We start from the raw sequence: 9,417 nt of genomic DNA on the forward strand, positions 1-9,417 counted from the left end.
TAAGCTCGACGAGGAGGCGGGCGCCATGCTGCGCATTCTGGACAGCCAGGTGGCCCGGCTGGAGAGCGAGATCGATACGCTCAACGCCGAGCTGCCGCCGCTCACCTCCTTCGTGCTGCCGGGCGGCACGCCGGGTTCGGCGTATCTGCATTTCGCGCGCACGGTGGTGCGCCGCGCGGAGCGTGTGGTGGTGCATCTGCTGGAGGCCCCGGATGAGCGGGTGAACCGGCTGGTGCTGGTCTATCTTAACCGCCTCTCTGACCTGCTCTTCGTGCAGGCCCGCGTGGCCGCGGGCACGGGGGCGGGGGACACACCCTGGCAACCGGCGAAGCATCGCGATGGCGGCTGACACGGCGCCGGTGGAGAGCGGCGCTTGGCGCGTGGCCACGGCTTTCGCGGCGCAATCGGTGTCGGCGAGTTCGCATAATTTCTTCGCGGTTTACACAGGCGATGGTTTCGAAAGCCCCGAGCGCGGGGTGATCGGCGTGATGGCCCGCGCCCATGCCGAGGGGCAGATCAGCCTGCCCGGCGCGCGCGATGCGGCGCAGCTCGCCGTGCACTCCTTCGCTGAAGGGTATTTCGGCGTCCAACGCACGCTCTCGGCCCGGCGCGCCGCGTCGCAGGCGCTTGTGTCGCTCAACCGCTGGCTCGCGGCGCAGATGCATGGCGACACGACGCGGCATCTGGCGCCGGTCTCGCTCTCCGCCTTGCTGCTGGAGCGGCGGCGCATCGGCATGGTGCAGATCGGCGCCTGCCAGCTTTACCGCCTGCGCGGCAAGGCGCTCGCGCCGCTGATGCGCCCGCATGGGCGGGCGGGAGAATTCCTCCCGGCGCGGGCGCTGGGGCTGAACGACGAGCTGACGGTGGACCATGCCGAGGAGATCGCCGAGGAGGGGGATGTGTATCTCCTGCTTGGCGGTGTGGAAGGGGTGACGCCAGAGCTGGTGTATGGCGCGCTCTCGGCCAGGCTGGCTGCGGCGCCGGAGGATGACGCGGATCTGGCGCGGGCGGTGCTGTCGGCGCTGGCACCGCTGCCGGGCACCGATAAATCCGTGATGGTGATGCGGATTCTTGCCGCCCCCGCCGATAACGGCGATGCCGCGATGGAGGCGCTTGCCGACTTGCCGCTGCGCCCGCCCCCGCGCGAGGGCGATGTGTGGGATCATTTCATCATCGGGCAGACGTTGTTCCGCGGGCGCTACACCATTCTCAAGGCAGCGTACGACACCATCGGCCAGCGCGAGGTGGCGATGAAGATCCCGCTGCCCTCGATGTTGCAGGACGAGGTGTTCACCGCCGGGTTCATGCGCGAAGCGTGGATCGGCACCGCCGTGCGCGGCAGCAACGTGGTGCGGTATCTGGACCTGCCGGCCGAGCGCCGCTCCTCGCTGTACCTCGTCATGCCGCTATACCGGGGCGAGTCGCTGGAGAAGCGGCTGAGCCGTCCGCCGCTGATGGGACTGCCGGAAGGCATGGGCATCGCGCTGAAACTCTGCGAGGCGGTGCAGGACCTGGCGGCGATCCAGATCATCCACCGCGACATCAAGCCCGATAACGTGATGCTGCTGGATGAGCATGGCGAGGTGCGGCTGCTCGATCTGGGGCTTGCCTATCTGCCGGGCATCGACACCACGGAGGCGGCGAAGCCGGGCGGGACCATCCGCTACATGGCGCCGGAATTGCTGCACCACGCCCCGGCCAGCGCCCGTACGGAGGTGTACGCGCTGGGGGTGACGATCTACCGCATGTTTTCCGCCGGGCCGTTCCCCTTCGGCCAGGGTGAGAAGGTGCCTCTGGCGCGGTTGCGGCCGGACCTGCCGCGCTGGCTCGGGCTGGTGGTGCAGCGCGCCTTGGCGCCCGAGCCGGAGGACAGATACGCCGATGCCGGGGAGCTGGCGCGGGCGCTGCAAACAGGGCTGGTGCAGGGCGGGGAGAGAATGAATCAGCCCCGCGCGCAGCTGCGGGCCTCCGAGCTGTATGTCTGGCGGATGCTCACCGCTTTGTTCGCCGTGGGGTTCTTCTACCTGCTATTACACGGCTATAGATGATCCGCATCCTGTATATGAGCGACCTCCATCTCGAGATGGAGCGCTGGCGCTTGGCGGTGCCGGGCTGGAGAGGCTTCCTCTCCCGCCATCACGGCGTGCCGAGGCACCCGGCGCGCGGCCCGATGCTCACGGATCTGCCGCAGGCGGATGTGGTGGTGCTGGCGGGAGATATCCATGTCGGCCTGCGTTCGGTCGTCTATGCCGAGCAGGTGTCGGAGTTTCTCGGCGCGCCCGCCGTGCTCGTGGCGGGCAACCACGAATTCTACCACCAGCAGATACAACTCTTGCAGCCGGCGTTGTTCTCGGCGGCGGAGCGGACCGGGGGGAAGGTCCGCTATCTGGAAAACACCGTCGCCAGCTTCGACCTTCCCGGCGGGCGGCTGCATGTGCTCGGCTGCACGCTGTGGACCGATTTCGCCCTGAATGGCGACGTGGTTGGAGCCATGGAGTTCGCCTCCCGGCATATGAACGATTATCGGCTGATCCATCGCGTCACCACCCGGTTCCAGCCGGAGAACGCGCTGACGAGGCATGAGCGCTCGCGCGCCTGGCTGCACATCACCATTGCCCGGCTGCGCGAGGAGGACCCGGAGGCGAAGATCGTCGTGGTCACGCATCACGCGCCCGCCAGGGCTTACCTGGGACGGCGGGATGGAAATATCGCCCCGGCCTATGCCTCCGACCTGCTGTCCGAATTCCGCGACAACCCGCCGGATGCCTGGATTCATGGGCACACGCATTTCCGGCACGATACTGTGCAGGAGGGAATCCGCGTGGTTTCCGCGCCGCGCGGCTATGTCAGCCACGAGGGCGGGCGGGCCCTGGAGTTCTGCCCGGGCGTGTTGGAGGTTTGACAGCAAAAAATTCCTGTGCATAACTTCGTTTAATCCACAGGAATTATTTTTGCCCATGCGTTATTCTGCCGTTTCCGTCATCCGAGAAGCCCTGCGTGGCCACGCGGGCTGGACGCCGGCCTGGCGCAAGGCCGAGCCCGCGCCGCATTACGATGTGGTGATCATCGGCGGCGGCGGCGGCGGCCTGTCCACGGCCTATTATCTGGCGAAGAACCATAACGTGGGGCGCATCGCCGTGCTGGAGAAGGGCTGGCTCGGCAATGGCAATATAGGCCGCAACACCACCATCATCCGCTCCAATTACGGGCTGCCGGGGAACATTCCGTTCTACGAGCTTTCGATGAAACTGTGGGAAGGGCTGGAGCAGGACATCAACTACAACGCCATGGTCAGCCAGCGCGGTGTGTTCAACATCTACCATTCGGACCCGCAGCGTGACGCTTATGCCCGGCGCGGCAATGCCATGCGGCTGCACGGCGTGGATGCCGAGTTGCTGGACCGGGAGCAGCTGCGGCGCGAAATTCCGTATCTGGATTACGACAATGCCCGCTTCCCCGTGCAGGGCGCGCTGGTGCAGCGGCGCGGCGGCACGGTGCGGCACGACGCCGTGGCCTGGGGCTATGCCCGCGCGGCGGATCGGCGCGGCGTGGACATCATTGAGAATTGCGAAGTCACCGGGATTGTGCAGGAGAATGGCGTGGTGACGGGCGTGGAGACCACGCGCGGGCGCATCGGCGCGGGCAAGGTGGGCATCGCCGTGGCGGGATCGTCCTCACTGCTGGCCAACATGGCCGGGTTCCGCCTGCCCATCGAGAGCCACGCGTTACAGGCCTTCGTGACCGAGGGGCTGAAGCCGCTGATCGACAACGTGATTACCTTCGGCGCCGGGCATTTCTATATTTCGCAGTCGGATAAAGGCGGTTTGGTGTTCGGCGGGGATATCGACGGCTACAACTCCTACGCCGCGCGCGGCAACCTGCCGACGGTGGAGGATGTGTGCGAGGGCGGCGTGGCGCTGATGCCGATGATCGGCCGCGCGCGGCTGTTGCGTTCCTGGGGCGGGATCATGGACATGACCATGGATGGTTCGCCGATCATCGACTTTGCGCCGGTGAAGAACCTCTTCCTCAATGCCGGTTGGTGTTATGGCGGGTTCAAGGCCGTGCCGGCCATGGGTTATTGTTTCGCGCATCTCATCGCGCGCGAGGCCCCGCACGAGGTCGCGGCGGCGTACCGGCTGGACCGTTTCGCCGAAGGCAAGCTGATCGACGAAAAGGGAGTCGGCGCGCAGCCGAATCTGCACTGATGCGCATCCCCTGTCCCCATTGCGGCACGCGTGGCGTGGAAGAATTCCTCTACACCCAGGATGCGAGCGTGACCCGCCCGAAAGATGGCGGCGCGGCACCGACCAAGGAATGGACCGATTACGTGTATATGCGTGACAATTTTAAAGGCCCGCGCAAGGAATACTGGTACCACAGCGCCGGCTGCCATGCCTGGCTGGTGGTGACGCGTGATGTCTCCACGCATGAAATCCTGAAGGTGGAGCTGCCATGAGCGGTTTCCGGACCGCCACGGGCGGGTTGATCGACCGCGGCAAGCCGGTCAACTTCACCTTCGATGGCAAAAACTACCAGGGCTATGCGGGGGACACGCTGGCCTCTGCGCTGCTCGCCAATGGCGTGAAACTCATAGGCCGCAGCTTCAAATATCACCGCCCGCGCGGGATTCTCTCGGCTGGCGCGGAGGAGCCGAACGCGCTGGTGGAGGTGCGCAGCGGCGCCTACCGCGAGCCGAATACCCGCGCCACCATGGCCGAGATCTATGATGGGCTGGAGGCGAACAGCCAGAACCGCTTCCCCTCGTTGAAGTTCGACGCGCTGGCGGTGAACGACCTGTTCTCGCCGTTCTTCGCCGCCGGGTTCTACTACAAGACCTTCATGTGGCCGGCGAAGTTTTGGGAGAAATTCTACGAGCCGATGATCCGCCGCGCCGCGGGGCTCGGCCGCAATGCCGGGATGCCGGACCCGGATACTTACGAGAAGACCACGGAATTCTGCGATGTGCTGGTGATCGGCGGGGGCGCGGATGGCGTGCGCGCGGCGCGGGAAGCGGCAGCCACTGGCGCGCGCGTGGTGTTGTGCGATGAAAATGCACCGCTGGAAACGCTGGAGCTGCCCGAGGGCGTGAAGTTCATGCCGCGCACCACGGTGTTTGCCGTGTATGATGGCGGCACCTATGCGGCGCTGGAACGGCTCACCGACCATCTGCCGGTTTCTTCCGCGCCTCGCCAGCGGCTAACCAAGATCATCGCCGGGCGCTGCATCCTCGCCACGGGCGCGCTCGAGCGGCCGATGGTGTTCGGCCATAACGACAAGCCCGGCGTGATGCTGGCGGGCGCGGTGGCGGCGTATATCACCCGCTATGGCGTGGCGCCGGGGCGCAACGCCGTGCTGTTCCTTAACAATGACGACGCGGCCGGGCTGATTCCGCTTCTTGCCAGCGCGCATATGCAGATTTCCGGTGTGGTGGATTCCCGCGCGAAGAGCTCTGACCTCGTGCATCAGCTTGCGCGTGAGGCCGGGGTGCCGGTGTTCGCGGGTGCCGTTATCACACGCGCGCATGGCTGCCAGAGCGTGAAGGACGCGGAGATCCGTCTGCATAACGGCACCACTCTGCGCCTGCCATGCGACCTGATCGCCACCTCCGGCGGGTTCAACCCGAATATCGCGCTGACCTCGCATCTCGGCGGAGGTCCGGTTTGGGATGAGACCATCGCGGCGTTTGTGCCTGGCGCGCTGCCGCCGGGCATGGAAGTTGTCGGCAAGGCGGCGGGGCAGGGGATCAACGTGAATATTCAGCCCTGCTGGCATGTTGGCGTCTTCCCTGGAAAATCCTTTGTGGATTTCCAGAACGACGTGACGGTGAAGGATATCCGCCTCGCGCATCAGGAGGGGTTCTCCTCGGTCGAGCATCTGAAGCGCTACACCACGCTGGGCATGGCGACCGACCAGGGCAAGACCGCAAATGTCAACGCGCTGGCGATCCTGGCCGAAGTTACCGGCAAGGCGATCCCCGAGACCGGCACCACGCGCTTCCGCCCGCCTTACACGCCGGTGGCGCTCGGCGCTCTGGCCGGGCCGCATAAGGGCAAGCATTTCCGCCCCACGCGCCTCGCGCCGACGCATGAGTTTTCCCAGGCGCATGGTGCAGTTTTTGTCGAAACAGGCCTGTGGCTCCGAGCCCAGTATTATCCGCGCGGAGCAGAAAACTGGCTGGCGGCCGCCCAGCGCGAGGTGAACGCGGTGCGCAACCATGTTGGCATCTGCGACGTGACGACTTTGGGCAAGATCGACATCCAGGGGCCGGACGCGGCGAAGTTCCTTGAATGTGTCTACACCAATAGCTGGACCAACCTCGCCGTGGGGCGCGTGCGCTACGGGCTGATGCTGCGCGAGGACGGGTTCGTGATGGATGATGGCACCACGGCGCGGCTGGGTGAGCAGCATTTCGTGATGACCACCACCACCGCCAATGCGGCGAAGGTGATGCAGCATCTGGAATTCTGTTCCCAGGTGCTGTGGCCGGAGCTGGATGTGTCGTTCATTTCCGTTACTGATCAATGGGCGCAGATCGCAGTAGCCGGGCCGGACTCTCGCGCCACGCTGGCCAATCTTGTCGACGCGCCCTTCGATATTTCCAACGATGCCTTCCCCTACATGGGCTGCGCGGAGCTTACAGTTTGCGGCGGCACACCGGCCCGGCTGTTCCGCATCTCCTTCTCTGGCGAGCTGGCCTACGAGATTGCCGTGCCCGCGCGCTACGGCAACGCTCTGGCAGAAAAGCTGATGGAGGCGGGCGAGGAATTCGGTATCGCGCCCTATGGCACCGAGGCGTTGGGCATCATGCGCATCGAGAAGGGCCATGCCGCTGGGCCGGAGTTGAATGGCCAAACCACGGCGCATGACCTCGGCCTGCACAAGCTGCTCTCGAAGAAGAAGGACTTTATCGGCCGCGTTTTGGCTGCGCGCCCTGCGCTCACCGACGCCTCTCGCCCCACGCTGGTGGGGCTGAAGCCGGTGGATGGCGTGAGCGTGATTCGCGCGGGCAGCCATCTGCTGCCGCTGGGGGCGGAAGCCACCGCCGCCAATGACCAGGGGCATGTAACCTCCGCGGCGCGTTCGCCGTCCCTCGGGCCCATCGCTCTGGCGCTGCTGGCCAATGGCCCGGCGCGCATCGGCGAACAGATCCGCGTTTACGATCAGGTGCGCAACGGTGACACGCTGGCCGAGATCGTCAACCCCGTGCATTACGATCCTTCCGGGAGCCGCCTGCATGCTTGATGTTTCATCACCCGCGCTGGCGGCCACGGCGCATGTCAGCCCGCTGCCCATACGCGCCATCGCCAGCCTGGCGAGCCGCAAGCCTCTGGGGCTGGACCTGCCGGGTGCTGGCAAGCGCCTGGGCAACATCCTGTGGAACGGGCCGAATTCCTGGCTGTTCCTGGATACCAATGCGGCGGAGCTTGCCTCCCGCACGGGCGCGGCGGTCACCGACCAGTCGGACGGGTTGTCCGGCTTCGCCGTCACCGGCCCGCACGCGGTGGGTATTCTCAAGAAGCTGCTGCCCATCGATATCGAACGCTTCGCCCCGGATGACGTGGCCATCACCATCGCCGCGCATATCGGCGTACGGGTCTGGCGCGAGGGTGACGCCTATATCCTGGCCTGCTTCCGCAGCTTTGCCGTGGCGCTGCGCCATGCGCTGGCTGAGGCGGTGGCGGAATTTTCTCCGGGCCGAGGTTGAGCGCGGCGCGGCGCGCGCTGTATCACCCATTCAACTTATGCCCAGGATACTCAGCTCCATGTCCAAAGCCCAATACGTACTCACGCTTTCCTGCCTCAACCGCCCCGGCATTGTCTCTGCCGTTTCCACCTATCTGTTCGAGCACGGCGGAGATATCCGCGAGGCGCAGCAGTTCGACGATGCCGAGAGCGGCAAGTTCTTCGCCCGCATCGCCTTCGACCTGCTGGGCGGCAAGGACATCGAGGCGCTGCGCCTGGGATTCGGCGGCGTCGCCGATGACTTCAAGATGGCCTGGAAGATTTCCGACCATGCCACGCCGCGGCGCGTGCTGCTCATGGTCTCGAAATTCGACCACTGCTTGGCGGATCTGCTGTATCGCTGGCGCATTGGCGAGTTGGAGATGACGCCGACCGCCATCGTCTCCAACCACCCGCGCGAGGCCTTTAACGGGCTGGATTTCGGCGGGATTCCCTTCCACCATCTGCCCATCACCAAGGACAGCAAGATGGAGCAGGAGGCGCAGATCTGGGCGCTGGTGAAGGAGACGAAATCCGACCTCGTGGTGCTGGCGCGCTACATGCAGGTGCTTTCCGACGCGCTGGCCCAGAAGCTTTCGGGCCGCTGCATCAACATCCACCATTCCTTCCTGCCGGGCTTCAAGGGCGCCAAGCCCTACCACCAGGCGCATGGGCGGGGTGTTAAGCTGATCGGCGCCACGGCGCATTACGTGACCTCTGACCTCGATGAAGGGCCGATTATCGAGCAGGACGTGGAGCGCATTACGCATGCCGACACGCCGGATGACCTCGTGCGCAAGGGGCGCGATATCGAGCGCCGGGTGCTGGCCCGCGCCGTGCGCTACCATCTGGAGGACCGCGTGATCCCGAACGGGAAGAAAACCGTGGTGTTCGCGAGCTAAACGCCAGGGTGGCTATGCCGGGCGCCGGGCCTTAAACTGGCACCGCCTACTCGTATCAATCACCCCCGCGGCGGGCGGGGCAGGTGCAGGGATAAAAGACTTTGATCCAGATTATCGACGGCAAGGCTTTTGCCACCAAGCTCCGCGCCGAAATCGCGGCGGAAGTCGCGGCTCTTCCTTACAAGCCCGGCTTGGCCGTGGTGCTGGTGGGCCATGACCCGGCCTCGAAAGTCTATGTGGCGAACAAGGCGAAGCAGACCGTGGAGGTGGGGATGAACTCCTTCGAGCACCGCCTGCCGGCGGATACCACGCAGGAGCATCTGCTCGCCCTGGTGCGCCAGCTCAACGACGACCCGGCGGTGCATGGTATTCTGGTGCAGCTGCCGCTGCCGAAGCATCTGGACACCGAGGCGGTGATCGCCGCCATCTCGCCGGAGAAGGATGTGGACGGGCTGACTGTGGTGAATGCCGGGCGTTTGGCCTCGGGCGCGGAGGGGCTGATCCCCTGCACGCCGCTGGGCTGCCTGCTGCTGTTGCAGGACAATATCCCCGACATGACCGGGCTGCACGCCGTGGTCATCGGCCGCTCCAACCTGGTGGGCAAGCCGGTGGCGCAATTGCTGCTGCAACAGAACTGCACCGTGACGATGGCGCATTCCAAGACCCGCGACCTGCCGGGGCTGTGCCGCACGGCGGATATTCTGGTGGCTGCGGTAGGCCGCCCGGAGATGGTGAGGGGCGACTGGGTCAAGCCCGGGGCGGTGGTCATCGATGTCGGCATCAACCGCGT

General features: G+C 65.5%; 9 protein-coding genes. All 9 read left to right on the forward strand.

The window, feature by feature from the left end:
* Positions 1-349: ATP:cob(I)alamin adenosyltransferase (locus ACLPJJ_RS07615; RefSeq protein ID WP_443590348.1), on the forward strand; the 349-nt coding region annotated here is incomplete at its 5' end.
* Positions 339-2,048 carry a protein kinase domain-containing protein gene (locus ACLPJJ_RS07620; RefSeq protein ID WP_443590349.1) on the forward strand — a complete coding sequence of 570 codons (1,710 nt, stop codon included), beginning with the start codon at positions 339-341 and terminating at the stop codon, positions 2,046-2,048. The genes ACLPJJ_RS07615 and ACLPJJ_RS07620, both read left to right, overlap by 11 nt.
* The gene (locus tag ACLPJJ_RS07625) at positions 2,045-2,902 is read left to right on the forward strand and encodes a metallophosphoesterase (RefSeq protein ID WP_443590350.1); all 858 of its coding nucleotides are present in this window, start codon (positions 2,045-2,047) and stop codon (positions 2,900-2,902) included. The genes ACLPJJ_RS07620 and ACLPJJ_RS07625 overlap by 4 nt, the downstream gene beginning before the upstream one ends.
* 55 nt (positions 2,903-2,957) lie before the next feature.
* Complete coding sequence (locus ACLPJJ_RS07630; protein WP_443590351.1) at positions 2,958-4,208, forward strand: sarcosine oxidase subunit beta family protein; 1,251 nt, start codon at positions 2,958-2,960, stop codon at positions 4,206-4,208.
* Entirely contained in the window at positions 4,208-4,459 is a 252-nt protein-coding gene (locus tag ACLPJJ_RS07635; RefSeq protein WP_443590352.1) for a sarcosine oxidase subunit delta, read from the forward strand. The genes ACLPJJ_RS07630 and ACLPJJ_RS07635 overlap by 1 nt, the downstream gene beginning before the upstream one ends.
* Complete coding sequence (locus ACLPJJ_RS07640) at positions 4,456-7,245, forward strand: 2Fe-2S iron-sulfur cluster-binding protein (RefSeq protein WP_443590353.1); 2,790 nt, start codon at positions 4,456-4,458, stop codon at positions 7,243-7,245. Before ACLPJJ_RS07635 ends, ACLPJJ_RS07640 begins: the two co-directional genes overlap by 4 nt.
* Complete coding sequence (locus ACLPJJ_RS07645; RefSeq protein WP_443590354.1) at positions 7,238-7,708, forward strand: hypothetical protein; 471 nt, start codon at positions 7,238-7,240, stop codon at positions 7,706-7,708. Before ACLPJJ_RS07640 ends, ACLPJJ_RS07645 begins: the two co-directional genes overlap by 8 nt.
* Positions 7,709-7,766: 58 nt before the next feature.
* Positions 7,767-8,627 carry a formyltetrahydrofolate deformylase gene (purU, locus tag ACLPJJ_RS07650; protein WP_443590355.1) on the forward strand — a complete coding sequence of 287 codons (861 nt, stop codon included), beginning with the start codon at positions 7,767-7,769 and terminating at the stop codon, positions 8,625-8,627.
* Positions 8,628-8,728: 101 nt separating this feature from the next.
* Positions 8,729-9,417: tetrahydrofolate dehydrogenase/cyclohydrolase catalytic domain-containing protein (locus tag ACLPJJ_RS07655; protein ID WP_443590357.1), on the forward strand; the 689-nt coding region annotated here is incomplete at its 3' end.

The organism is Acidocella sp., from assembly GCF_052326845.1.
In the GTDB taxonomy this organism is placed as follows: Bacteria; Pseudomonadota; Alphaproteobacteria; order Acetobacterales; family Acetobacteraceae; genus Acidocella.

What these genes read in the sequence shown, in the direction of transcription:
- ACLPJJ_RS07620 (WP_443590349.1), top strand. Translation starts at nt 339, where the DNA reads ATGGCGGCTGACACGGCGCCGGTGGAGAGCGGCGCTTGGCGCGTGGCC.
- ACLPJJ_RS07625 (WP_443590350.1), top strand. Translation starts at nt 2,045, where the DNA reads ATGATCCGCATCCTGTATATGAGCGACCTCCATCTCGAGATGGAGCGC.
- ACLPJJ_RS07630 (WP_443590351.1), top strand. Translation starts at nt 2,958, where the DNA reads ATGCGTTATTCTGCCGTTTCCGTCATCCGAGAAGCCCTGCGTGGCCAC.
- ACLPJJ_RS07635 (WP_443590352.1), top strand. Translation starts at nt 4,208, where the DNA reads ATGCGCATCCCCTGTCCCCATTGCGGCACGCGTGGCGTGGAAGAATTC.
- ACLPJJ_RS07640 (WP_443590353.1), top strand. Translation starts at nt 4,456, where the DNA reads ATGAGCGGTTTCCGGACCGCCACGGGCGGGTTGATCGACCGCGGCAAG.
- ACLPJJ_RS07645 (WP_443590354.1), top strand. Translation starts at nt 7,238, where the DNA reads ATGCTTGATGTTTCATCACCCGCGCTGGCGGCCACGGCGCATGTCAGC.
- purU (WP_443590355.1), top strand. Translation starts at nt 7,767, where the DNA reads ATGTCCAAAGCCCAATACGTACTCACGCTTTCCTGCCTCAACCGCCCC.